Genomic DNA, 25,057 nt, shown 5'->3' with positions numbered 1-25,057 from the left:
CTGATCCTGCGCCTGGTCCGGGAGAACCCGTCGTGGGGCTACCGCAGGGTGCACGGCGAACTCGCCACTCCCGGCATCACAGTCGCCGCCTCCACCGTCCGGGAGGTCCTCCAAGCCGAAAGCATCGACCCCGCGCCCAACCGGGCCGCCAACACCCGGGCCGACTTCCCGCACTCCCAGGCCGACGCCCTCCTGGCCCGCGACTTCATCGAGACCGTCACCCTGACCGGGCAACGCCCGTACATCCTCGCCGCCATCGAGCACGCCACCCGCCGCGTCCGGATCCTGGGCACCAGCGCGCACCCCACCGCGGACCGGGTTGCCCAGGCCGCACGAAACCTCGTCATGGACCTGGAGGACGCCCAAGCCACCGTCGCCTACCTGATCCGGGACCGGGACGCGAAGTACCCCGCGCTCTTCGCCCAGATCCTCACCGACGACGGCATCCAGGTCGTCCTCACCGGTATCCGGATGCCACGCATGACCGCCATCATGGAGCGCTGGGTCCAGACCCGCCGCCACGAACTCCTCGACCGGACCTTGATCTGGAACGAGCACCACCTCCACCGTGCGCTCCGCGAGTTCGAGCAGCACCACAACGCGCACCGGCCCCACCAGGCGATGAACCAGGCGGCACCCCTACGCGCCGTCCCCGAACCGCTGGACCCCGAACAGATCACCCGCCTGGACATACGCCGCAAGACCGCCTCGGCGAAGTCATCCACGAGTACCGACACGCCGCCTGAACTGCACGGATGAGGTTTCCGGCAGGCACAGCGTCAGGTACCCGGTTCAGTGCGGTGGCGGTTTCGGGTCCAGGGCGTTGTCGACGGTGCAGCCGCCCTCTCCGGGCATCCGCTGGATCCGGGGCGGCACCCACACCTCACTGGCGCCGGGGCCCACGCGGGCAAGAAGGCAGTCCTGCGCGTCGAAGCCGTTGCCCTTTACCGACAGGAGAACGCCGACCCGGCCGCCGTCCGCCTTCACCTCGGTACGGATCGCCGGATGTAGATCCAGGGCAGCGAGCATACGGCGCACCTCGGCCTCGTCCACCCGGCCTCCCTCCGGCACCCGGGGAAGTTTCGCGTGGAGCTCCTCGTACGGCAGCCGGGGCGGTCCGGGTGGCGGGGCGAAGGTCAGCGGAGGTCCATCCAGGCAGTCCACGTCACGGGGATCCTCACGCCACTCCGACTTGGGCGACACCCGCACCGCGAAACAGCGCCGCACGGCAACCTCCTCAAGGTCGAGCCATCCGTTGTACGCCGAGCCGGACGTGCGGACGACCACGTCGATGCCGTCCCCGTCGTGTGTCGAGGTACCCGTCACTCGCAGTACCTCCACCCCGTCGATGCCGGAGGCGGAGCGCCCGACCTCCTCCGCCGTGCGCGGACGCTGGCCGTAGAGCCGCTCGCCCGCCTTCCTGGCCACCTCCCGTGCGGCGTCCGTCGCGTCACCCTCGGAGGACTGCACTACCCCGCAGCCGACAGTGAACAGCAACAGCGGGGCGAGCAGCAGCAGTCGGCGCATGTGTCCACCCTTCCTGTGCCGAGCGCGGCCGGCAGCCGCTTGCGTACCCAGACCGGCATAGGTGATCGTACTCAGCCGGTGTGGCGATCAGACATGGGAGTATCCCGGCGTTGGTACTGCTTCTTGGACCAGCACGCAATCCCCCGTCGGCAGTCATGGCGCACGACCAGCGCTGACACCGTCATCTCAAGATCCCCGACAGAGTCAGTCCCCGGGGTGGGTGGCGTTCACCGCAGAATTCTAGTCGGTGTCGCGGTCCGGTTCGGCCCCGGCGAACCCGTCGCCCTCGTGCGGCGGATTTTGCGTGGAGATTATATTGATGCCTCTCTTGTGGAAGTCGGTCAAGCTCTTGTGGTCCGGGTGTGCGTCGGTCACAACGATGTGCACTTTTTCCAGCGAGCCGACAGGAGCGAATGACACGGCGCCGAGATACCGCTCCTCGGCGAGTATGACGACGCAGTCTGAATTGTGAATCAATGACGCCTTGAGTTTTGCGTCACTTCTGTTGTAGTCCGTCAACCCCTGGTCGGTATCAATTCCTGCGATGCTCACGAGTGAAACGTCCCAGCGGTGGCTGCGAAAAAAATCCTCGGCGTCGGAGCCGTAAATGCTCAGCTCGTTCGGTTTCAGGTGGCCGCCGGGCATCAGGATCCGGATGGCGGGGTTTTTTGCGAGTTCCCGGGCCGCGTGCAGACCCGTCGGTGCGATCAGCGCGCCAGGATGTTTTCTCAGCTCTTTGGCCACGAAGTAGGTTTTGGTGCCGAAATCGAGGGCTACGTTCGCCCCCCGCGGCACAAGCCGTGCCGCTTGTGTCGCGATAGCAGTTTTTGATTCCGTTTTCTGAGTCAAACGGATACTGAACGGCGGTTCAAAGCTGCGACCTGATGTCGGTACGGCGCCTCCGTAGACGCGATAGAGGACGCCTTCCTTTTCGAGTTGTTCGATGTCCCGGCGGATGGTCATCTCGGTTACTCCGAGATCCCTGCTCAGCAGGGCGGTCTCAACTTTGCCGTGCTCTTGAAGCAGGTCGATGATTGCTTTCTGCCGGTGGATCTTTTGCGATTTCATCAGTGAGCTCCTCCGTTACGCCCGCACAGCAGGACGCGCTGTTTGCCATCGGCTCCTTCTTGGTGGGAGCTCCACGCCCGGCGCTGCTGCATTCTCGCATTCCCGGCTGATCGTCCAGAGCTGAACTGCGTTATTGTGGGCGCGATTTGTCCGTGGTGCGGTGGCTTCACCCGGTCGGGCCCGCTGCCTGGAGGTACCGTTTCCATCCGCCGGCGGAGGTGACGTCACGTGCTTCCACGACGGCGCGTGGTTCGCAGACGAATCCCGTTACCGATTCGCCGGAATCGAGCGTGATCCGCCCCAGTGCGAGTGGCGAGGCGATGCCTTCGAGGAAGGTTGAGACGGCGGCAGGGGGCAGGGCCCACAACTCGCCCTCGATTCCCGGGTGTCCCGTTGGTTCCCCGCTGTCCACCACACCGGGTTTCGCCGGATCGGTGCTGAGGCGGAACAGGCGATAGTGGTCGGTGGTACGTACGGGTTTCAGCAGGCGTGCGCCAAGGCCGGTCAGTTCGTGGTTGAGAGGCTCGCCGGTCAGGTGCGCTCCGAACACGGCGACGCGGTGGTGGGCCGGGATCCAGGTCGCGGCAGTGCTTCGCAAGTCCGGGCGCAGGCGCTCCGCCAGGTCCAAGAGCAGACGGTCGGAGAAGGCCCTGCCCACGAGTGTCAGCCCCATGGGTGCCCGGGAGCCGGTGCGCAGTGGCACCGCGACGGCGGCCATGTCGAGGAGGTTCACGAAGTTGGTGTAGGTACCGAGCCAGGAGTTCACCCCGATCGGATCGGCGGCGACGTCCTCCGTCGTGGGGTGGCCGGGTGCCGTCGGCAGCAGCAGGGCGTCGACCCGTTCCCACAGCGCGCGGGCCTCCGCAATGCCGGCGCGCAGGGTCTGCTGGTCTCGGACGAGGTCTACCGCGCTCGGGTCGGCGGCACCGACGATTCTCCGGATGCTGGGGTCGGCGGTGTGGCCGAGACGGGCGAGTTCGGGCCCGAATGCGTGTGCCCGCTCGGCCACGAGTGCGCCCTCGTAGAGCAGACGCGCGATGCGAAGGAGCCCGTCGATGTCGACCCGCTGCGCGGTGAAGGTCTCGGCGTCGAGTGCCGTCACCGCGTCATCGAACGCGGCGTGCCACTGTGGTGACATCGCCGAGAGGTTCTCGGGCCGGGGAATGCCCAGCCGTGCCACGGGCGGGGCCGCCAGCGGTGCGTCGGCCGGCCATGCCCGGCTCGTGGGGTCGGTGTGAACGTACTTCGCCATCTGTGGAAGCACCCGCTCGGCGGTGTCGAAATCGCGGGTGAACAGGGTCACGGTGTCGTAGCTCGGGGCGGCGGGAACGACGCCGGTCATGGGCACGAGCCCCAGGGTCGGTTTGACGCCGATGATGCCGTTGAACGCGGCGGGCACCCGTCCCGATCCGGCGGTGTCCGTGCCGAGAGCGGCGTCCACGAGACCGGCGGCGACCGCCACGGCCGAGCCCGAGCTCGATCCCCCCGAAATCCGGGAGGAGTCACTCACCGACACGGGCGCACCGTAGGGTGACCGCGTGCCGACGAGCCCCGTCGCGAACTGGTCCATGTTCGTCTTGCCGACGACGATCGCGCCCGCGTGGGCAAGCCCCTCGACGACGGCGGCGTCCGTCTCCGGGTCGCGCAGCGGCGCGGGTGTCGCGGCGGTCGTCGGAAGTCCCCGTACGTCGATGTTGTCCTTGACCGCCAGCAGCACCCCGTTCAGCGGCATCGGGTGGGGGGTTGCCGTGCCGGGATCCGGTTCCGGTTCCTCGCCGCGCGCGGAGCTCCGCTCCAGTTCGGCGCGGAATGCCTCCTCGTCACGCATCGAGATCCATACGTTGCCGTGGTCTCCGTCGTCAAAGCGCTTCCGCAGCGCGCGGAACCGTTCCATCAGAGCCTCAGTCCTCTGTGCCTCGGTCATGTGAGCGTGCCTCGCCTTTACCGGAGCGCCGCGATCGTTTCTCCGAGCGCAGGACGCACCGCGTTCCAGCCCGTCGCCTGTTCGATGCGGTCGCCGACGGTGAGCAGATCCTCCTCACGCCCCATGCGACCGGTGATCTGCATTCCTACGGGAAGCCCGTCGGCGGTGAAGCCGGCGCCCGTGACGAGTACGGGGTGGCTAGTCATGGTCAGGCGGTTGGCCAGTCGCTGCCACTCGAAGTAGCGCCCGAACGTGACACCGTCGATCTCCTGGACCCACCTCGACTCGGCCTCGGGAGCCGGTACTGGTGTGGCGGGTGCGACAAGTCCGTCGAAGCCCTTGAGCGCCTCGGCCATCATGTGGAAGAAGTCGTACCGCGCTTGAAGCGCGCGTGCGAGATCGGCCGGTGTGAGGGCAGCGCCCTCACGCACATTGCGGGCGAAGTCCTCGCTGTAGTTCTCGGGGCGCGTCAACGCGTCCTCGCCGCCGAGCATGAAGAAGCCGAACATCTCGATGATCTGCCAGCACTCCTCGGCGCCGGAGAAGTCGACGTCGACGTCGACCACCTCGCAGTCAAGCCCTTCGAGGGTCTTGCGCGTCCTCTTGAGAACGTTCCGCACCTCCTGGGACACCGGGAGTCCGCCGAGGTCGTCGCTCCAGGCGAGCCGGAGTCCGGCGAGTCCGGCCGATTCAGCGGCGGCGATCGGCGCCGTACGTTCACGTCCCCACGCCACTGGGCTTTCCGGCCCTTCGCCGGACATCGCCGCGAGCAGGAGAGCGGCGTCGCGGGAGTTACGTGCCATGGGACCGAGGACGCTGTGCGGTGACCAGGCCGCAGGGCCGGGATCCGCGACAATACGGCCGGCTGTCGTCCGGAGGCCGATCGTGTTGCAGAACGACGACGGGTAGCGGAGGCTGCCGCCTGAGTCCGAACCGTCCGCGAGGGGGACCATGCCGCTCGCCAGCGCCGCGGCGGCGCCGCTTGAGCCGCCGGCGTGCCGCGAGAGGTCGTAGGGGTTTCGCGTCACTCCGAAGACGTCGTTGAAGGTGAGCGTGCCGACGCCGAACTCGGGAGTGTTGGTTTTGCCGACCACGATGGCGCCTTCGGCCTTCATGCGCTGGACGGCCGGGGAGTCGGCCGATGCCGGTCCCCGGCCCGCGTAGGCCTTCGAACCGCGTGTCGTGGGCAGTCCTTCGACATCGAGAAGGTCCTTGACCGCGACCGGCAGCCCGTGCAGGATCCCGCACGGCCGGCCGTCGAGCCGGGCGACGTCCGCCTCGGCGGCACGCTTGAGGAGCACGTCGCGAGGGAACTGCGAGACGATCACATTGATCCGCGGGTTCACCGCCTCGATACGGTCCAGGTGCGCCTCCATGACCTCGACGGCGGTCAGTTCGCCGCTCGCCATGGCATCACGCAGGTCCGTCGCGGACCACCAGTACAGGGGAAGAGACGTGTCACCGGCGGCGACTGTCATCGTGTTCATGCCAGGTTTCCTCTTGGTGTGGGGCAGCGGTCGGGACCGCCAGCGGGTTGGAGCGGACGAAGGGGACCTCGGCGCAACTCGACCACCACACGCCGCCGTCCGGCGCGTCGAGTACCAGGTGCACGAGGCTGCGGGTGAGGTTTCTGGCACGGCGGACGGCCGCCTCGATGCGCACGGTCGCCTCGGTCACCGGACCGGTGACGGTGATCGTGGAGGCGTCGACCTTGAGCCGGCCGACGATGCGGACGGTGCCGCTGGATTCGGCACCGGCGGACACTTCGGCGCGGACGGTGACGAGGACGTCGCCCGTGTCGTCGACCCGGGCGCTCGCCTGGAGTGTGACCTCCGGCGGCATGAGCGAGCGGCTTTCCCCGCTCGCGTGGGTTGCGTCCCGTCGTGTACGGCGCGGTGCCAGGTGGGCGGGCGCGGGAATGCCGGGGACACAGGTAACGGCGGCGGCCCGCTCGTAGTCGTGGGCGATGCGGATGAGGTCCGGATCGGAGTAGGCCCGGCCGCAGAAGGTGATGCCGACCGGCATCCGCGTGTCGGCCATGACGCCCATCGGAGTCGTGACGCTCGGGATCCCGAGCCGCCGCATGACATGGTTCATCGTCGAGAACACCGCGCCGTCCTGCCAGGCGATGGCCGCCGACGACTCGTTGATGTCCGCGTCCCAGGCACCGATGTTGCCGTTGGCCGGAAAGGCGACAACATCGATGCCTTCGGCGTCCATCCATGCCTCGAACAGGTCGTGACGCGCGGAGACGAGTCCGCGGATCACTGTGTCGAGACGGTCCTTGACCGCTACGGACGCGAGGGCGCCGGCGTCGGGCGACCGTGTGACCTCCGCGTAGTCGAAGGTGTCTCGCCCCGGGTGAACGGTCGCGCCGAGGCGCGCATCGACACTGCCTGGCGCGTCGGGGCGCAGCTGATAGGGCGAGAAGTCCCGCAGGGAGGGTGCGCCAAGGGCATTCTCCGCGAGGAATGCCGACCACCCGTGGGAGACGAGCTCACTCAGCTCGAAGGCGTCCCAGTCCGCGGGGAGATAGCCGAGTGCGACCAGGCCGGGAGTGTCGTGACGGCGGCCCTCGTAGTGCTCGACCACGGGGAACCGGACGCGCCTGACACTGGCGCCCAGGCCGCGCAGCACTGCCTCGGCACGATTCCACAGCTCCAGGATCGAGCGGCGGATCGGCAGCGGCTCGACGCCGTCGAGCCGCTCGCCGACGTACAGGGCGGGGACGGCGACCCGAAGACCACGGAGCGCGCCGGGACGGAGCGCACGCGCGTCCGGCTCTCCCAGCACGTCGACGGCGGACGGCACCGCGGCGCCGCGCTGCCGTCTCCAGAGGTCGTGGCCGTCGTCGGTCGCGATGACATCGAGGAGGCTCATCAGGTCGGCCGTCGTGCGCACATGGGGAACCACGACGTCACGCAGAGGATGCAGGGGCCAGTTGCCCCGGCTCGACACCAGCCCCCAGGAGGGGGTGAACGCCACCAGGCCGTTGTTCGACGCCGGCGACCGTCCGGAGGAGACGGTCTCCTCGCCGATACCGAACGCGCACAGCCCTGCCGCGACGGACACTGCGGAGCCGATCGATGATCCCGAGTGCCAGGCGGCCGCCAGGTACTCGGGGTTGAACGGACTCACCGTCCTGCCGTACACCCCTGCCTGCCCGCCGCCGATCGCCATCGGCGGCATGTTCGTCTTACCGATGAGCAGGGCACCCGCGCGTCGCAGCGTCTCCACGACGAACGCGTCGCGTGAAGCCGTCAGCCCGGCGAAGGCGGGCGACCCCGCCGCCATCGGCATTCCCTCGACAACGAAGCTGTCCTTGACCGTGAACGGAATACCGTGCAACGGACCCCTCGGCTCTCCGCGCGCGAGCTCGCGATCCAGTACGAGGGCCTCCTCGAAGAGGCGCGGATTGAGCACGGGAACGGAGTTCAGCGCGGGCCCGCGCCGGTCCAGCTCGGCGATCCGCTCGACGCAGACCGTCGCGATCGCCATGACGGTCAGCTCCCCGCTGTCGAGTTCATGACGCAGACCGCCGATCGTCCACTGCCCGTGACCCTGGCTGTTCCCGGACACATCTCCTCCTTCCACCGAGATCGGTGGGGCCTTTCGGCCGAGCGTGCGGGGCACGTGAAGTGCCCCGCACCCGCACTAGTTGCACTGATTCTTGTAGACGAACGACTGCGCCTTCGCAGTGTCGACATTGGCCTTCGTGACGATGTACCACGGGGTGTACTTCGTCTTCTCGGTGACGTCGGACTTCTTCGTCTTCCCGCTCAGCACGTCGGCGAGGAGGCTCACCGCGTCGTAGCCCATCTGGTACGGGCTCTGCGCTATCAGGGCCTGGTATTCGCCCTTGCGCAGCTGATCCACCTGGGCCGGCTCGGTGTCGTAGCCGACGAGCGTGGTCTTACCCGTCTGCTTCGCGGCGCGAAGCGCGTTGGACGCGCCGGTGCCCGCCGCGTCGTTCGTGGTGAAGACGAGCTTGATGCCCGGGTTCGCCGCCAGCGCCGACGACACGGTGGACGACGCCTTCGCCGAGTCGGAGCCGACGTACTGGATGTCCAGCGTCTTCAGGGAACCGTTGGACTTCAGGCCCTCCTTGAAGCCGTTGGCGCGAGCCATCTGGATCTGGTTGCCGGGCTTGTCCGTCAGGATCAGGACACTTCCACCGGTGATGTTCTTCGTCAGGTCCTTGGCCGCGTCGCGCGAAGAGCCGAAGCTGTCGGTACGGATGCTCTGCAGCATGCTGTTGTCCGAGAGCAGCGAATCCGCTGTGACGAGCGGAGCGCCGCCGGCCATGTACTGGTGCGCGACGGCGTTGAACGCGGTGTTGTCCCACACGGTCATGGACATGCCGTCGGGCTTCTTCGCCATGACGGAGTTCAGGACGTTCATCTCGTCAGCGGTCTCCGTGCTGGCGGTGCCCTGCCAGAGCAGGTTGACGTCGTTCTTCTTCGCCGCGTCCTGGGCGCCGCATTTCATGGTCCCGTAGTACGGGTTCGTGTTCTGCGGGGTAACGAACGCGATGGTCTTCTTGCCGCCCGAAGTGGACGAGGAGTCCGCCGTGCCCGAGCTCGAACATCCTGAGACAAGCAGCCCGACTGCCGCGAGGGCCCCTATGGCCATACCGGAATTGCGTCTTCCGAACATCATTCACTCCTTGATTCATGTGATGTCAGCAGAATGTGGACGAATTACCTTCGCCGGAGCTTGTCCAGACTCACCGCGATGATGAGCAGCACACCGACGGCGATGGTCTGGTAGAAGGGGGATAGGTTGATGATCACCAAGCCGGACTGCAGGATGATCGCCAGCAGGGAACCCGCGATGGTCCCCACGAAGCTGATGCCTCCTCCGGTCAGGCTCGTTCCGCCGATCAGCGCTCCGGCGATGGACGCCATGGCGTCGTTGGTGTGGCCCGATATGTCCGTCGTGGAGTATCGGGCGAGGTCGATGAAGCCGCTGATCCCGCACACGAAAGCCGAGAGGACGAAGACCCCGGCGATCTTCCTCGCGGTAGGGATGCCGACCCGCGAGGCTGCGAGCCGGTTGGATCCGACCGCCAGCACATGGGTGCCCCACGAAGTACGCCGGTAGAAGTACCAGATGACACCCACGACGACCGCCATGAGCAGGGTCGGCGCGGGGATGCCGGCGATCTGCGCGAACCCGAATCCCGACTGGAGTCCGGAAGGGAGGCCGAAGATGTTGGTTCCCTTGGTGACCACCGCGGCGACGCCACTGGCGACGGAGAGCATGCCGAGGGTGGCGACGAGCGAATTGATGCCCATCCTTCCCACCAGGAATCCGTTTATGAGGCCGACGGTGATCCCGGTGACGACACAGACCAGCAGGCCGACGGTGATCGCGACGGCTTCCGGGGCGGACCCGGACATCGCGATCATGACCTTCCCGCCGAAGACGGACGAGAGGATCACCACGGCGCCCTGCGAGATGTCGATCTGCCCGGCCGACATCAAGATCGCCTGCGCCACACCGAGAAGCACGACCTGAGCCGCCGTGAGGATCATGTTCCGCACGTTCGTGTCACTGAAGAAGGCCGTACCGCCGCTGAGGAAACCGAACATGATGATGAGGGCGATCTCAACGGTCAGGACCTGCGCCACCCGGTTGCCGAGCAGCGAAGTAACGGACAGCCGGCGCCCCCGCGCGGCAGCCGGCTTCCCCGCACCTGACGCTTTTCCTGTCTCCTTGGGCCCCGCTGTTACCACTGGCTTCGTCTGCGTCGTCTCCATGCCGGTCCTCCCTGTCTCACTCATCGCCGACCATCTTCGTGACCACTTCCGCGACGGTTCGTCCGTCCGGGCGGACGTCCTCGATGACCGTTCCGTGCCGCAAAATCACGATGCGGTGGGAGAGCTTGAGCACGTTCGGGATGTCGTGCGACACGAGGATCACGCCGATTCCCTGATCCGCGGCCTTCCGGATCGAGTCGAGGACGATGCCGACCTGTTTCGGCCCGAGCGCCGCCGTGGGCTCATCGAGGAGGATGACCCTCTTGGCCCAGTTCATGGCCCGGGCCACCGCGAGAACCTGCCGCTGTCCACCCGAGAGCCGCCCCACCGGGAGCCGGACATCGCGCAGGGTGCTGATCCCGAGCGCCTCGATGGCGTCACGCGCCTCCTTGGCCATGCGCTTGCGGTTGAGCCGCCGTATCCCCCAGCCGTGTGTGTGTTCATTGCCGAGGAACAGGTTCTCGGTCACGGACAGATGCGGCGCCAGCGCCAGGTCCTGATAGACGACTCCGACGCCGAGCCGCTTGGCGTCGGTGAGGCTCGTCAGCTCCTCGCCGTCGACCGTCACCGACCCCTCGTCGGCGCGGACGGCCCCACAGATGACGTTCATGAGCGTGGACTTTCCCGCTCCGTTGTCGCCGAGCAGGGAGACGATTTCGCCCTCGCCGACGCTGAGATTCACGTTGTGGAGCGCCGTGACGCCGCCGAACCTCTTGCCCAGGTCCCTTATCAAGAGAACCTCTGTCATGTCTTCACCTCACTCGCTCACTGACTGAAGTACGTCCTCGAAGACCCGAAGGAAGGCGGCGGCGTCGGTATCGGTGAAGACGAGGGGAGGGCGGACTTTGAGTACCTGTCCCCACGGACCCACCGCGGAGATGAGCACTCCCTCCTCGCGCAGCGAGTTGACGAGGAGGTGAGCAAGCTCACCGTCCGGCTCCTTCGTCACGGAGTCCGCGACGATCTCCACGCCCACGAACAGCCCGGCCCCGCGCACGTCTCCGATGACAGGGAACTTCTGCGCGAGGGCGCGGAGGCCGTCGAGCAACTGCCCGCCGACGCGTGCGGCGTTGGCGACGAGGTCCCGGTCCTCGATCTCCGAAAGCACCGCGTCGGCCGCGGCGATTGTCGCGGGGTTGCCACCGAATGTATTGAAGTAACGATTCTCCGAGGCAAACGCGTTGGAAAGGTGACTACCGAGTACCAGGCACCCCATCGGCATCCCGTTCGCCAGGGGCTTGCCGCCCGTGACCATGTCGACCTCGGCCGTATGACGCTGGAAGCCCCACATGTGTTCGCCAGTACGTCCCATACCGGGCTGGACCTCATCGGCGATCACGAATCCGCCGGCCTCCCTGACAGCGCGAAACGCGGGGTCGAGCAGGCCCGCGGGGTCGGTGAAGATGCCGTCGGTCGACATGATCGAGTCGATCAGCAGTGCCGCGGTCCCCATGCCGTAGCGCTTCAGGTCCCAGATGGCGCGCTCGACTTCGGCCGCGAAGGCCGCGGCCGCGTTCTCCGCGCCGAGCCGGTATGCGTCCGGCGGATCGACGAGCCGTACGAAGGGACTCAGCGGCATCTTCGACCCGTTCTCGGGCGACAGACCGGACATGAGCTGAGTTGTTCCGTGGTAGGCGTTACGGGTGACGATCACGCCGGTCCGCCGGGCAGCCCCCTGAGCGATCCGGATCCCCAGATCGTTGGCCTCGGAACCCGAGTTCGTGTAGATCACGTGGTCGAGGTGGCCGGGGAAGGTCCCGAGGAAACGCTGCGAGTACTGGACGATTCCGTCCTGCAAGTACCGCGTGTGCGTGTTCATCGTGGTCATCTGCGCGAACACGGCTTCGGCGACACGCCTGTTCGCGTGGCCGACGCTCGGCACGTTGTTGTACACATCGAGGTACTCGCGCCCCTGCGCGTCGTAGATCCGGGAGCCCTCGGCCCGCACGATGTGCACGGGATGGTCGTAGAACAACGGATAGAGGTCCCCGAGGACCTTCCGCCGCTTTTCCAGCAACACCCGGTCCGTCTCGTCCAGCAGGCCGGCCCGAGACGGTTTGAACTGATTCACCATCGCGCCATCAAGCCGCACGCCGCCAATGTTCCGCGTCACCACATCCCCGATCCGCTCACGCCGCGGCGCGAGTCGACTGCCATTCATCACTTGTCCGCTTCCTCGTCCCGAAGCGCCCGCAGCAGGTCCGCCGCCGGAGCGTCGTAGCGCAGGGCGTACTCCGCACGGTCCGGCGAACGCCGCGCCGTGTCGCGCCCGAGCGCCAGCACCATCACCACACGTGCCGCTATCAGCAGCGGCAGCATGGCGCGTTCGTCCTCGTCGAGACCGCCCAGCGCGGCCAGCCGGTCGCAGTACTCGGCACTGAAACGCGCCCTGGCCCCGATGTCCCGCATGGCCAGGTAAGCCAGCGCGATCGCCACGTCGTGCACACGCGGTCCGATGACGCAGTCCCCGAAGTCGATGACCCCGCTGACACGTCGCCCCGCGGTGAGCAGATTCGAGAGGTTGAAGTCTCCGTGGATCACTTGCCTGGGCAGCCGGGCCGCCGGCCCCGCCGCGAGCGCGGCGTAGCGAGCGGTCACGGACTCGGCATACGCGCGCTGCCCGGCGTCGAGGTGCTCCTCGACGAGCGGCGGGTAGTCGAGTACCGCGTCGAGAGCCCAGGGATGCCGGACGGGAACCACGGCGCCCGCGTCCGGGAAGCTTTCCAGCACGGCCTGCAGGCGGTGCTGGGTCGTCGCGATGTCCGTCACCAGGCGGGAATTGAGAGCGGCCAGCTCCAGCGGACGTCCCGCGAGGAACGTCGACAGGTGGACCAGCCGGGACTCGCCGCCCACGACCGTCCGGCAGAACGGTTCGCCCCGGCGTGTGGGGACGACCCGGGGCACAGGTATACCCGGATCGCTGCGTTCGACGTGCGCCAGCAGTGACACCTGGAGGGTCACGTCCGCGATCCGGCCGGGAGCGGCGACCTTGAGTACATGCGTGGGCCCTGACGGCCCGGAGACGATGTACGTGGCATCCGCCTCGGAGTAGACGTGCGTCACGTCGGCGGCGCCACTCAGCCCGAACTCGCGCTCCAGCACGGCGGCGAGCCGGTCCGCCCCGTGCGTGGCGCGGTTCACGCCACGCCGCAGAGGTCGAGGACCGTCAGCGCCATGACCTTCATGGCCTCGCGCAGTTCGTCCTCACCGACGAACTCATCGGGCTGGTGGGCGATGCTGAGACTGCCGGGACCGAATGTGACGGTCGGGATTCCCGCCTTGATCGGCAGACCCATGTCGGTGTGGCTGGGAACGCCCTCGATCCGGGTCGGCAGCCCGAGTTCCCGGGCGTTGCGGTACGTCGACGTGACGATCGGCTCCTGGTCCTGAGTCTCACCGCAGTCGGCGTCGACGAGCCAGGTCACTTCGACGGGGTGTTCGGCCAGCCAGGCGTCGCCGGTCGAGAAGTCGCGCACAAGCTGTTCGACCTGCTCACGCACGCGGCCCCCGCCCCCCTTCTCGTCGAGTTCGGCCGGCAGATACTGGATGTCGAACCGGATCGTGAAGTCGTGGGCATAGGTGCTGGGGTACGTTCCGGCGTGGACCTCGGCGACATTGATCTGGCAGGGCGCCGCCATGTACTTGTGGTTCTTCTCCGGAAGTTCACGCCACCGCGCGTTCGTCTCGTCGATCGCGGCGAGCAGGCGCTTGCCGTACGCGATCGCGTCGACGGCCCCGCCCTCCTGCCACGCGGGCTGGGTGATCTCGATGTGCCCGGCGCGTCCGGGGATCGTTATCTCGCCCCAGATGATGCCGCGGCACAACGGCGCAACGTTGAGGTTCGTGGGCTCGGGGATGATGACGCCGGCCGTCGGCCGGTATCCCCGGTCGATGAGGGCGAGGGTTCCCATCCCGCCCGTCTCCTCCTCGGTCACAGAGGCGAACAGCACATCGCCGCGGAGAGCGATCCCGGCCTCGCGCACCGCGGCGATCGCACCCAGCGCCGCGGCCATACCGCCTTTCATGTCGGCCGCACCGCGTCCGTAGACATTGCCGTCCTTGCGCAGGCCCGCGAACGGCTCCACGGTCCAGCCCTTGCCGACCGCCACGACGTCGCAGTGCCCGAGGAACATCAGAGCAGGTGCCGCGGGATCCGTCCCGGGGATACGCCCCACCACATTGGGCCGACCAGTGAAATCCCTGTCGGCGAAGTAACCGGGCTCCCCCTCGTGGTGAGCCAACGCCTCGGCCGAGGGCTCCCACTCATCGACCTCCGCACCCAGGCCTTCGAGCCGCTCGCGGAAGACCCTCTGCACGCGGCCCTCACCCGTGACGTCGGGTTTGTCACCGAACCACGGGTTCACGCTGGGCGTCCGGATCAACTGCCGCAGAAAGGCGACGGCCTCCTCGAAACCATGGTCGACCGCCTGGAGTACCGCCTGACGGTGACCGGTGGCAACGTCGTTCTGGTGCATAGCCGTCCTTGTCCAGCATGTTTGGTATTCGATCTAAAGTGTTCGTGACGATACACATCGATGTTCGCTCCTCACATTGATCCGAGTAGCTTTCATTCGCCTTTTACGCACGGGAAATCTGCGGCCACTCCGTCGGGAACGGCTGTGACGCCCAGGTTTCCGACCCGATCTACGCCACCGCGTAGTGAGTCGCCGAAGCGGGCGCCCGTAACGCCGATCCAGACTCCGGAGAGCAAAGGCCGCGGCCGAGGATGAAAAGCCCAAGCCGCGGACCAGTCAGGCCGACAAATGGGTGCTCAACCTCGCCGCCACCCAGTACTACGAACGCGAAGGACACCTACAGGTGCCCAGGAAGCACGTCGGGACCATCATCGTCGGCCGGCCGGGACGGCGAGGACCAGGAGCAACGGGAGATCCGTCTCGGAGCCTGGATCGGCTACCAACGCTCCCGCGCCTCGGCTCTCATACCGGAGCGCGAGCGAAGCAGCTATCCGCGGTCGGCATGCGCTGGGGCAGGACGTTGGAACAGGGCCGGCCTGCCGGGTGGCGTGGGCGGGTACTGGGCGCGCTCCGGGCTGGAGCGCTCGGAGGCGTTCGCCCGGAAGGCGGTTCTGCCTCGCACGACGCGGACCGTGTAGCCGAGACAGTCGCGGCCGGCTTCCAGAGTCGGTTGTGGCAGCAGATGGCGGACGACCTGTACAACTACGCGTTCCGGTCGCTGTGCTCGGAGACGCGCCACGCCCACAAGCTCGTCGAGTCGGCCGCGAAGTCGAACACGCCGCTGTCGATGACCGACGACGACGTGTCCACGACGGTCCGCGCCGAGGCCACTGGCGCGGGGACGTCAGCTTCCCGATGGCCTCAGATGATGGCTCGCATGCTGGGTGCGGGGGAGCGCGCGCCTGCCGTCTCCTCCTCGGCATTCAGGGCGGGGACCCTCGTCGTGTCCTGGACCTTGGCTGTTCTGCACTGCTCCTCCACGAGTGCCTGGCATGGGGGAGGCCATGCGCCCGGGCCGCGCGGCGCAACTCCACCTCAGGGGGCGGTTCGTGAGTTGATGTCCATTTCCGGGTGACAGGCGACGACCAGGGCACGAACCCGCGCGAGGCTTCCTCGCCGACCACCGCACCTCACGCGAGTTCGAACGCCATCACGTTCAGGAATCAGCGAACCCGCGCGCTTCCAGCCGTTTCAAGTCGGACAAGGACCCGGCCGACTGGCTGCCGGTGCCGGCCGACCGGTGCAAGTACACGGTCGACTGGGTGGCGGGCAAACTCCGCTGGAGGCTGACCGCCGACGCTGCCGAGCGCGACGCGCTCGCACGCCTGGCCGAAGCCTGCTCGGCCGCCACCGTCACCTACGAACAGGTCCCCTAGTACTGCAACGGTGCTTGTTCTGAGTGCTGGGCAGTTTTCAGGGGCTGTGTCCGCGTCGTTTGTAGTGACTCAGGCGGGCCTGATATTGGCGTCGTCGACGCCACGTTGACCATTGGAGAATGTGCTCGATCGGTGCTGGCCGGCGGTCGGTGAGGCGGTGGATCAGGCGTCGGATTTCGGCGAGGCTGAGGTGGATGAGCTGGGAGGATCCGTTTCTGCTTTGTCCGTGTCCAGCTGTCGGGCCCGCAGGACGGTCAGGCAGGCGTGGGCGGCCATGGCCAAGGTCATGTGGCGGTGCCAGCCGGGGTAGCGGCGGACCTGGTAGTCGTTCAGGCCGCATTCCTGCTTGGCGGTCTGGAAGCATTCCTCGACTGCCCATCGGCTGCCCGCGATGTGGATCAGCTCGTCCAGCGTCGTGTCGGCGGGACAGTAGGCGATGTAGTAGGAGATCTCCTCGGGCCTGCTGACGCTGCGGCGGGCGAGGACCCAGTGCCGGCGGTCCTCGCGGTGCCAGGGCCTCACTTCGACGCGTGCCCAGTCGAAGATCCGCCGGCCATGGGCTCCTTCACCGCAGGAACGGCGCTTCCATTTCTGCCGCGGCAGGCCGGGAAACAGGTCGTGGACGGGATGATCGATGGACCAGCGCGTGACGACGGTGTCGTGCCGGGTGGTGGCCATGACGTGGAAGACGTCCGCCTGCTCCAGCTCGAACCGCCAGCCCTTGCTGTAGCCGTAAGCGGCGTCCGCCGTTACCCAGCTGAACGGGACCTTGTCGGTGATGGCCCGGCGGACCATCGCCTTGGCCATGGCCACCTTCGTCTCGAAGGCGACGCTGTCGTCGATGCCGGCCCGGCGGCAGCGCTCCCGGTCATCCGTCCAGGAGGTGGGCAGATACAGACGGCGGTCGATCAGCGTGCGTCCACGGCCAGTGGCGTAGGCGAGGAACACACCGATCTGGCTGTTCTCGGTGCGGCCGGGGGCCCGTATTTCAATAAGTGCTCGACAGAGGGGTGTTGGTGGGAGTCTGAGATATGACCCCGTGTCTGTCAGGCCGCGTTGCTGCTCGTGTTCTGCGGGCCAAGTTCGATCAGATCCTGCCGCACTTCGATGAGCGCCGCCGTCGGTTGTACCTGGCCAGTGAGGCGACGGCCCTCGGCCGCGGCGGGATCGTCCGGGTCGCCGCCGCCTCCGGCACCAGCACTGCAACCATCGCGCGAGGTATGGCCGAGTTGGCCGGCTGCTCCTCGCCGACCCTGCGGGTCCGGGCTCCAGGTGCGGGCCGCAAGCGGCTGACTGACACCGACCCTGGTCTGCTGCCCGCGCTGGAGTCGCTGATCGAGCCGCACACCCGAGGCGACCCCGTCTCCCCGTTGCGGTGGACCACGCTGTCGTTACGGGCACTGGCCATGACCCTCACCGCACAGGGCCACCCGGTCAGCGCTTCGACCGTCGGACACCTGCTGCACACCCTGGGCTACAGCCTGCAGGGAACCGCGAAGACAACAGAGGGCATCAGCCATCCGGACCGCGATGCCCAGTTCACCCACCTGAATGCCGCCGCCGCGTTCCTCGACGATGCCCAGCCGGTGATCAGCGTCGACACCAAGGCCAAGGAATGGCTCGGCAACCGGGACCGGCCCGGTCGCACCTGGCGGCCGGGGAAGAACGCGATCAAGGTGGACTGCCACACGTTCACCACCAACGACCAGCCGATGGCGATCCCCTACGGGATCTACGACATTGCCAACAACAGCGGATGGGTCAACGTCGGCACCGACCACGACACCGCGCAGTTCGCGGTGGAGTCCATCCGACGCTGGTGGCAGCACCGCGGACGGGCGGACCACCCGAATGCCACCCAGCTCCTGATCACCGCGGACTCCGGCGGCTCCAACGACCCCCGCCGCTGGACCTGGAAAAGCAACCTTGCCACCTTCGCACGTGAGAGCGGCCTGGAGATCACGGTCTGTCACCTACCGCCGGGGACGTCGAAGTGGAACAAGACAGAGCACCGGATGTTCTGTCACATCACCGCGAACTGGCGGGGGCGGCCGCTGACCAGCTACCAGGTCGTCCTCGAGACCATCGCCGCCACAACCACCAGGACCGGCCTGACCATCGGGGCCGAACTGGACACAGGCAGCTACGACCTCGGCATCAGCGTCACACCCGCCGAGTTCCACGCCCTTCCGATCACACCCAACGCCTTCCACGGTGACTGGAACTACACACTGTCTCCCGTTCCACCGCGAGCGCCAGACGCGCCGGCAACGACACACCGGACCGACCCGGCCCTGACCGCGATGCTCACCGACCCGGCCCTGACCGGCATGTCACGAACCGCCTTCGAGCATCTGGTGGCGGTCTCGGAGCCTTTCTGGGACGCCTTGGCCGAGGCAGCATTCCAGCGACGCTTCCACCGCCCGCGCAGCTACCGCCACCCACAGACCAGCAGCGTGGACCACACCCACCGGCTCCTGGCAGCCATCCTGCGCCGGCGCAGAGCGGTGACCATGACGTTCCTGGCCCAACTACTGGGTGTCAACCGCACCAACCTGTCCATCCAGTACCAAGACGCAAAACGGCTCCTGGACCTGCACCGGATCCTCGTCACGCCCATACCCGGATCGCCCGCCCGCACATTGGAACAGCTACAGGCCCGAACAACCCCCGCGGAACCCGTCGCTGACAGTTAATGAAATACGGGCCCCGGCGGTTCCGGAGTACTGCCTTTGCACGCCGGCCAAACGGATGCCCTTCTTCAGAAACCCGGTGTCATCGACGATCAGGACGGCGTCCCGGTCTCCGAGGTGTTCCACCACGTAGTCGCGCACGTCGTCCAGGACCTCGTCGGCATCCCACTCGATCCGGTTCAGCAGCCTGTGGATGCGATCGGGGCCCGCGTGACCGGCCTCCTCCGCGAGCGTCCAGCCGTTCTTCCGCTCCAGCGGCGCAACCAGCCCCCGCATATAAGCCAGCGCCGACTGACGCGGCTCCTCTCTGTTGAACCGGTGCACGAACCGCTCATGCAGTACGTCCAGCTCTCCGGCCCACAACCTGACTTCAGCAAGGTCCCCACCCATAACCACACCAACGAACGAGCTGGCCAGCAGTCACGGCAAGCACCGTTGCAGTACTAGGCCGCGTATCGGGTCGTGATCAATCTGCGGGATTTGCCCTTGCGGTGGAGCCTGGACCGGTAGACCGTCTCGAGTGACGCGAGTGCAACTGAGTGATGCCGAGTGGGAGTTCATCGGTCCGTACCTGCCGGTCGGCGAGTACGGCCCGTATCCCGAGCGGCTGCGGCTGCAGTTCGCGGGTGTGATCTGGCGGTTCAGGACGGGCGGGCAGTGGCGGGAGATGCCGGCGGAGTTCGGCGCCTGGTCGACCGTCCACAACCGCTTCCGCCAGTGGCGTGATGCGGGCGTCTTCGAGGCCCTGCTGGAGGGTCTGATCGCGGAGGCGGCGGAGCGGGGCGAGGTGGACTTGTCACTGGTCAGCGTGGACTCCACCACTGCCCGCGCCCACCACGACGCCGCCGGGATGCACCTGGCACCCGAGGTTCTCGCCGCCCTGGAGAAGGCTGCGGCCGAGGAGGAAAAAGCCCGGTCAAAGGGGGCGGCCCGGAGGGACAAGACGGGCACAACGGTGACAGCGACCCCGCCCGGGAAGAGCGACGCCGCATCCGGCGCCGGCACAGAATCCGGCTGAAGGCCGCCCTGCTCGGGCGATCGCGCGGCGGGCAGACCAGCAAGGTCCACCTCGCCGCCGACCGCAAGTGCCGCCCGCTCGCGCTCATCCTGACCGCCGGACAGGCCGCCGACAGCCCGCGGTTCATCCCCGTGCTCAAGAAGGTCCGGGTCCGCGGCCCAGTCGGGCGTCCTCGCACCCGGCCGGGCGCGGTCGCCGGCGACAAGGCGTACTCGTCCCGGGCCAAACGCGCCTACCTGCGCAAACGCCAGATCAAGGCGGTCATCCCGGAGAAGAAGGACCAGGCCGCCAACCGGAAGAAGAAGGGCAGCAGGGGCGGCCGACCCACCAGCCACGCCGCCGCCCTCTACAAGGAGAGGAACACCGTCGAGCGGCTGATCAACAAGCTGAAAGCCTGGCGAGGCATCGGCACCCGCTACGACAAAACCCCCGCCAGCTACCTCGCCGGCCTCCACCTCCGCGCCTCCATGATCTGGAGCAAGGACCTCACGCGAACCGCGGGTTGATCACGACTCAATACCCGCCCTAGCGGCGGCGGCGCTTGCGCCGCCTCCCGGGGAGGAACCCTGCCCTTGCCGAAAACCTCATCCGCCCTGACGGCGGGGGACGTGAGAGGTGTTCTGGGTGTCGGGGGCGGGCGCTCGATTGGTCTCGGGCGACCGGGACATACCAGGCCCGGACGGCCATCAGGTCCTAGAGCACGGCGCTCCCTGGAGTCCGTACGGCCTCTCGCCAGGTACAAGGCATTGCCCGCCATTCCCAGTCCCATGGTCCGCGCCGCCGCCCACGGCCGCGAACGTGACGAACATGTTGTGAAGGTACCGACCGCCGATGCCGTCCCCTGGTCCTCGCCAGACCCTTGAGCTCGGCCAGGACTGCCTACGGCATGTCCGGCGCGGGCACTGCGGAAGCAGAGAGCGGCAGGGTGCTGGCGGCCTCGATAGCCCGGACCTGTTCCAGGCGGACATTCGTCATCCAGGCCATCGTGTCCGGGTACACGGTGGGCCGACCCCAGTCCGGGTCGTAGCCAACGGCATCAACATGTCTGGCGAGTCCGGAGACGATAGCCGCCGGACGATCACGCGAGGTTATCAGCAAGGGCACGGCCGATGCTTGGCCCCCGCCGCGACGCCGTCGACGAGCAGGCCCGAAATCCGTGTCCGGGATGGCCGCGAGGAGCGCCCTACTGCCACCAACAGCGGCCTCCCACTGGCCAAGTCAACCCATACGACGCCCCTCTCCCCCGCCAGGGCCGCCCGCCACCTGCCCCTACGCCACTCGGCGCGTTCAAGATCTGGAGGGAGTGTGCACCGAGACAGGGAGCACTCGTGGTCAAGGGGTCGCCGGAAACAGTCAAGGGGTCGAGCGGGAGCACGACCCCTTGACGAAAACCCGGACAAGGGGTCGAAAAGCCGAGCACTTGACCAGCACAGCGGTGCCGAACGGCAGAGATCTTCACCGGGAGCGACACCATCGGGCAACCCACGATCAACCGTAGATTGACGTCGCTCCCAGCTTCCGGCGGCTTGGGAGCGAGTGGGAGCGGCCCGGCTCCCACTCGCTCCCAAAGCGCTCCCGGAAAACCCGTCAGGGGCCATCCAAAGATGGCCCCTGAGCTGCGAAAATATCCGACATCACTGTCGGGACGACAGGATTTGAACCTGCGACCCCTTGACCCCCAGTCAAGTGCGCTACCAAGCTGCGCCACGTCCCGATGCCCGTCTGACCTGGGGTTTCCCTGGCCCGAACGCGCATGAGAACAATACCGCACTCGGAGCGGTGGTCACGAATCGCTTTCCGGGCGGATCGGGCGCTTGACCTCAAGCGTGGTTGAAGTTGCACCGTGGGTCCCATGACGACGACAGAGATGACTTCCGTAGCGGGTTACGAGGATCTGGACCGGCTGCTGGCCCTGATGACGGGTGACGAGAAGCACGGACCGGCGGCGACCTCCACGCTGGATGCCCTGTGGGTGCTGTACGACCGGGTCCTGCGCGTGTCGCCCGGGACCGTCGACGCGCCGGGACGGGACCGGTTCCTGCTCTCGAAGGGGCACGGGCCGATGGCGTACTACGCGGTCCTCGCCGCCAAGGGGTTCCTCGCCGAGGAGACGCTGCCCGGCTTCGGCTCGTACGACTCGCCGCTCGGGCACCACCCCGACCGGACGCTGATTCCAGGGGTGGAGATCGGCAGCGGTTCGCTCGGGCACGGACTGCCGCTCGCCGTGGGCAGTGTGCTGGGGCTCCGGGCGCAGGGGCTCACCGACCCGCGGGTGTGGGTGCTGATCGGGGATGCCGAGCTGGACGAGGGCAGCAATCACGAGGCGCTCGCCTACGCGGGTCCGGCGGGGCTCGATCAGCTCCACACGCTGGTGATCGACAACGCGTCCGCGACCTACGGCTGGCCGGGCGGCATCGCGTCGCGGTTCGAGGCGGCCGGCTGGTCGGCCGAGACCGTCGACGGCAGGGACCACGAGGCGCTGTACGCGGCCTTCACCGCGCCGCACGCGGGCCGGCCCCGGGCGGTCGTGGCGCGTGTCGAGCCCAAGTCCTGACCGCCGCGTCACGTTCGACCGCCAAAAGCACCCGCCGACCGCACCCATCAAGAGGGGTACTTCCCATGGACACCATGCGCGACCGCTTCATCTCCACCACCTCCCAGCTGCTGGACGACGACCCGCGGCTCGCGGTCGTCCTCGCCGAGATCAGCCGGGACGGCTTCGACGCGGCGGAGCGGCGTCATCCGGACCGCGTGATCAATGTCGGGATCCGTGAACAGTTGCTGGTCGGCGTGGGCGGCGGCCTCGCCCTCACCGGGCTGCGGCCGATCGTGCACACCTTCGCCAGCTTCCTGGTCGAGCGGCCCTTCGAGCAGGTCAAGCTGGACTTCGGGCATCAGGGCGTGGGCGGCGTACTGGTCAGCGCGGGGGCCTCGTACGACTGGCCCGCGGGCGGTTTCACCCATATGGCGCCCGGTGATGTCGCGCTGATGGACACGCTCGACGGCTGGGCGGTGCACGTACCCGGGCATCCCGACGAGGCCGAGGCGCTGCTGCGGCGCGCCGCCGCCGGGGACGGACGGGATTACGTACGGCTGTCGATGCAGAGCAACGAGCGGGCACGGCCGGTGACCGGCGCCGGGTTCAGCACCGTACGCGAGGGGCGCGCCGGGGTCGTGGTCGCCGTCGGGCCGATGCTGGACAACGTGCTGGCGGCGACGGAGGGGCTGGATACGACGGTGCTGTACGCGACGACCGTGCGGCCCTTCGACGGGGCGGCGCTGCGCCGTGCCGTCGCGGGCGGTGGCACGGCGGATGTCGTGCTCGTCGAGCCGTATCTCGCCGGCACCTCCACGGCCGCGGCCAACGACGCGCTGGCCGAGACCCCGCACCGGGTGCTGGGGCTCGGGGTGGCCCGCCGCGAGCTGCGCCGGTACGGACAGCTGGAAGAGCACCTGGCGGGGCAGGGCCTCGACGCGCGGTCGCTGCGGGAGCGGATCTCGGGGTTCCTCACGCGTACGTGAGGCGTTGCCGGGGCCATCCCTGTGTGGATCGGTTCCTCGGAGCGCATCGCCGGGCGACACGAGGCAACCTTGGATGGGATCGGACCCTCGATTCGGAAACGGTCGGCGTCGAAGGTCCCGCGGAAGACGTACAGAAGTGGAGCCTGCCATGACCGCAAGCGGTGATCTGCTCATCGACGCCTTCGGCCGTATCCGCGAGGCCGTCCATGAGGCGGTGGACGGTCTCTCCCCCGATGAGCTGGCCGTACGGCTGGACGACGGGGCGAATTCGATCGCCTGGCTTATCTGGCATCTCACCCGGATCCAGGACGATCACATCGCCGACGTGGCCGGTACGGAAGAGGTGTGGATCGCTCAGGAGTGGTCGGAGAGGTTCGAACTGCCGTTCTCGCGCCGCTCCACCGGGTACGGCCACTCCCCCAAGGACGTGGCCTCGCTCGGCGGAATCTCCGGCGAGCTGCTCGTCGAGTACCACGACGCCGTTCACGAGCGGACGGTGAAGTACCTCGGCACGCTCAAGGACGCGGACCTCGGCCGGGTCGTCGACGACGCGTGGACCCCGTCCGTCACTCTCGGCGTACGGCTGGTCAGCGTCATCGCCGACGATCTCCAGCATGTCGGGCAGGCCGCGTTCGTCCGGGGGTGGCTGGAGCGGCCCTGAGTCCTGCCGACGACCACCCTTCAGGAGAGGTCCGGTACGGAACTCCGCGCCCCGGCGCGCGTCAGGTACGACAGCAGCTCCCGGGCGGCCGGGCCCGTGCGCTGGTCCTCGGGAACGGCCGCAGAGACCTCCCAGAGATGGTCCTCCGCACCGGCCAGCGGTACGGTCGTCAGCGCCGCGGCCTGCTCCTTGCGGGCGATCGGGCGGGGCACCACCGCGATGCCGAGACGGTGCCCGACCAGCTCGATCAGACTGTGCACATCATTGACCTCCAGGGCGACCCGCCGCTCGATGCGGGCGGCGGCGAAGGCCCGGTCGGTGAGGCCGCGGGCGCCCCAGTCCTCGTGGAAGTCGACGAAGACCTCGCCGCCCAGCTCGGCCCACTCGGCCTTCTCCGACCCGGCCAGCGGATGACCGGGGTGGCAGAGCAGCACCATCGGCTCGCTGGCCAGCGGCACCAGTCGTACCCCCTCGGGCACGGCCCCGGACACGGCGACGAAGGCCAGGTCGAGCCGTCCGTCCGCGACATCCTCCACGAGCGAGGCGGAGCCGGCCTGCCGCAGCCGCACCTCGACCTCGGGGTGCTCCGACCGGAACCGCGCGAGCAGGCCCGGGACATGCACGCCCGTGACACACTGCTCGGTGCCGACGGACAGGGTGCCGCGCAGCAGCCCCTGGACCGCCGCGACCGCCTCCCGGCCCGCCCGTACGCTCGCCAGCGCGCGCGATGCCTCCACGAGCAGCGCGTGGCCGGCGCCGGTCAGCTCGACCCTGCGGGTGGAGCGTACGAAGAGCCGGGCGCCCAGCTCGCGTTCGAGGGCGCGGACGGAGGCCGAGAGTCCCGACTGCGAGACCATCAGCCGCTGGGCGGCCCTGGTGAAGTGGCGCTCTTCCGCGACGGCGACGAAGTATTCGAGATGTCGGAGTTCCACGACGTACGAGCCTAGACGCACGAGTCTCATCGAGCCGACCCGGCGGGAGGTCCTGATTGAGAAGCCCCGTCGCTCAATGCGTTCGTTTTCTTCTATTGG

At 67.9% G+C, this 25,057-nt stretch carries 18 protein-coding genes, 1 tRNA gene and 4 pseudogenes; 7 read left to right on the top strand and 16 right to left on the bottom strand.

Annotated elements, in window-relative coordinates; translation table 11 throughout:
• A partial coding sequence (locus IF11_RS0131930) for an integrase core domain-containing protein (protein ID WP_051746399.1) occupies positions 1-759 on the top strand: 759 nt, incomplete at its 5' end.
• 33 nt (positions 760-792) lie between these two features.
• On the opposite strand, the gene IF11_RS41445 is transcribed toward IF11_RS0131930, so the two are convergent.
• The 12 genes from IF11_RS41445 to IF11_RS42820 form a co-directional block, all read right to left on the bottom strand.
• A complete protein-coding gene (locus IF11_RS41445; protein WP_030355275.1) occupies positions 793-1,527 on the bottom strand; it encodes a hypothetical protein in 735 nt (244 codons plus the stop codon).
• Positions 1,528-1,767: 240 nt separating this feature from the next.
• Positions 1,768-2,595, bottom strand: coding sequence for a DeoR/GlpR family DNA-binding transcription regulator (locus tag IF11_RS0131920; RefSeq protein ID WP_051746398.1), 828 nt, complete (start codon positions 2,593-2,595; stop codon positions 1,768-1,770).
• Positions 2,596-2,761: 166 nt separating this feature from the next.
• Entirely contained in the window at positions 2,762-4,519 is a 1,758-nt protein-coding gene (gene atzF, locus IF11_RS0131915; RefSeq protein WP_030355273.1) for an allophanate hydrolase, read from the bottom strand.
• Positions 4,520-4,536: 17 nt separating this feature from the next.
• On the bottom strand, positions 4,537-6,006 hold the full coding sequence (locus IF11_RS0131910) for an amidase (RefSeq protein WP_206300580.1): 1,470 nt from the start codon (positions 6,004-6,006) through the stop codon (positions 4,537-4,539).
• Entirely contained in the window at positions 5,978-8,098 is a 2,121-nt protein-coding gene (locus tag IF11_RS0131905; protein WP_051746397.1) for an amidase family protein, read from the bottom strand. The genes IF11_RS0131910 and IF11_RS0131905 overlap by 29 nt, the downstream gene beginning before the upstream one ends.
• A 75-nt stretch (positions 8,099-8,173) precedes the next feature.
• Positions 8,174-9,178 carry a substrate-binding domain-containing protein gene (locus tag IF11_RS0131900; RefSeq protein ID WP_078491026.1) on the bottom strand — a complete coding sequence of 335 codons (1,005 nt, stop codon included), beginning with the start codon at positions 9,176-9,178 and terminating at the stop codon, positions 8,174-8,176.
• Positions 9,179-9,219: 41 nt separating this feature from the next.
• Positions 9,220-10,281, bottom strand: coding sequence for an ABC transporter permease (locus IF11_RS0131895; RefSeq protein WP_157848467.1), 1,062 nt, complete (start codon positions 10,279-10,281; stop codon positions 9,220-9,222).
• A 16-nt stretch (positions 10,282-10,297) separates the two neighbouring features.
• Positions 10,298-11,029, bottom strand: coding sequence for an ATP-binding cassette domain-containing protein (locus tag IF11_RS0131890; protein WP_030355268.1), 732 nt, complete (start codon positions 11,027-11,029; stop codon positions 10,298-10,300).
• A 9-nt stretch (positions 11,030-11,038) separates the two neighbouring features.
• Positions 11,039-12,355 (bottom strand): aspartate aminotransferase family protein, encoded by a 1,317-nt coding sequence (locus IF11_RS0131885; RefSeq protein ID WP_030355267.1) that lies wholly within the window; start codon positions 12,353-12,355, stop codon positions 11,039-11,041.
• A gap of 86 nt (positions 12,356-12,441) precedes the next feature.
• Positions 12,442-13,422 carry a phosphotransferase enzyme family protein gene (locus IF11_RS0131880; protein ID WP_030355266.1) on the bottom strand — a complete coding sequence of 327 codons (981 nt, stop codon included), beginning with the start codon at positions 13,420-13,422 and terminating at the stop codon, positions 12,442-12,444.
• Positions 13,419-14,756, bottom strand: a complete 1,338-nt coding sequence (locus IF11_RS0131875) for an ArgE/DapE family deacylase (RefSeq protein WP_030355265.1) — start codon at positions 14,754-14,756, stop codon at positions 13,419-13,421. Before IF11_RS0131875 ends, IF11_RS0131880 begins: the two co-directional genes overlap by 4 nt.
• A 702-nt stretch (positions 14,757-15,458) precedes the next feature.
• Positions 15,459-15,587, bottom strand: coding sequence for a hypothetical protein (locus tag IF11_RS42820; RefSeq protein ID WP_276311288.1), 129 nt, complete (start codon positions 15,585-15,587; stop codon positions 15,459-15,461).
• A gap of 395 nt (positions 15,588-15,982) precedes the next feature.
• On the opposite strand from IF11_RS42820, the gene IF11_RS41090 reads away from it, so the two are divergent.
• Positions 15,983-16,132: a hypothetical protein gene (locus IF11_RS41090; RefSeq protein ID WP_157848466.1), complete on the top strand. Its 150-nt coding sequence runs from the start codon at positions 15,983-15,985 to the stop codon at positions 16,130-16,132.
• Between the two features lie 162 nt (positions 16,133-16,294).
• Here the strand turns inward: IF11_RS41090 and IF11_RS0131860 are convergent.
• Positions 16,295-17,107: pseudogene (locus IF11_RS0131860) on the bottom strand (IS701 family transposase); the annotation flags it as partial.
• 56 nt (positions 17,108-17,163) lie between these two features.
• Between IF11_RS0131860 and IF11_RS0131855 the strand changes: the two are divergent.
• Positions 17,164-18,958, top strand: a pseudogene (locus IF11_RS0131855) (ISAzo13 family transposase).
• Here the strand turns inward: IF11_RS0131855 and IF11_RS0131850 are convergent.
• A pseudogene (locus IF11_RS0131850) lies at positions 18,841-19,215 on the bottom strand (transposase); the annotation flags it as partial. The pseudogenes IF11_RS0131855 and IF11_RS0131850 overlap by 118 nt on opposite strands.
• A gap of 130 nt (positions 19,216-19,345) precedes the next feature.
• Here IF11_RS0131850 and IF11_RS39585 point away from each other — a divergent pair.
• Positions 19,346-20,349 (top strand): annotated as a pseudogene (locus IF11_RS39585) (IS5 family transposase).
• Positions 20,350-21,483: 1,134 nt separating this feature from the next.
• On the opposite strand, the gene IF11_RS0131830 reads toward IF11_RS39585, so the two are convergent.
• Positions 21,484-21,557: transfer RNA gene (locus IF11_RS0131830), tRNA-Pro, on the bottom strand.
• A gap of 138 nt (positions 21,558-21,695) precedes the next feature.
• Between IF11_RS0131830 and IF11_RS0131825 the strand changes: the two genes are divergently transcribed.
• The 3 genes from IF11_RS0131825 to IF11_RS0131815 all read left to right on the top strand — a co-directional run bounded on the left by IF11_RS0131825 (position 21,696) and on the right by IF11_RS0131815 (position 24,026).
• Entirely contained in the window at positions 21,696-22,397 is a 702-nt protein-coding gene (locus IF11_RS0131825) for a thiamine pyrophosphate-dependent enzyme (RefSeq protein ID WP_030355259.1), read from the top strand.
• A 65-nt stretch (positions 22,398-22,462) separates the two neighbouring features.
• A complete protein-coding gene (locus IF11_RS0131820; protein WP_030355258.1) occupies positions 22,463-23,365 on the top strand; it encodes a transketolase family protein in 903 nt (300 codons plus the stop codon).
• A gap of 148 nt (positions 23,366-23,513) precedes the next feature.
• Positions 23,514-24,026, top strand: coding sequence for a mycothiol transferase (locus IF11_RS0131815; protein WP_030355257.1), 513 nt, complete (start codon positions 23,514-23,516; stop codon positions 24,024-24,026).
• Between the two features lie 20 nt (positions 24,027-24,046).
• Here IF11_RS0131815 and IF11_RS0131810 read toward each other — a convergent pair whose 3' ends face one another.
• Positions 24,047-24,958: a LysR family transcriptional regulator gene (locus IF11_RS0131810; protein WP_030355256.1), complete on the bottom strand. Its 912-nt coding sequence runs from the start codon at positions 24,956-24,958 to the stop codon at positions 24,047-24,049.
• Between the last annotated feature and the right edge of the window lie 99 nt (positions 24,959-25,057).

Origin of the sequence: Streptomyces scopuliridis RB72 (assembly GCF_000718095.1) — a bacterium.
GTDB classification, from domain to species: domain Bacteria; phylum Actinomycetota; class Actinomycetes; order Streptomycetales; family Streptomycetaceae; genus Streptomyces; species Streptomyces scopuliridis.
This window is presented reverse-complemented; position numbering and strand designations above follow the sequence as displayed.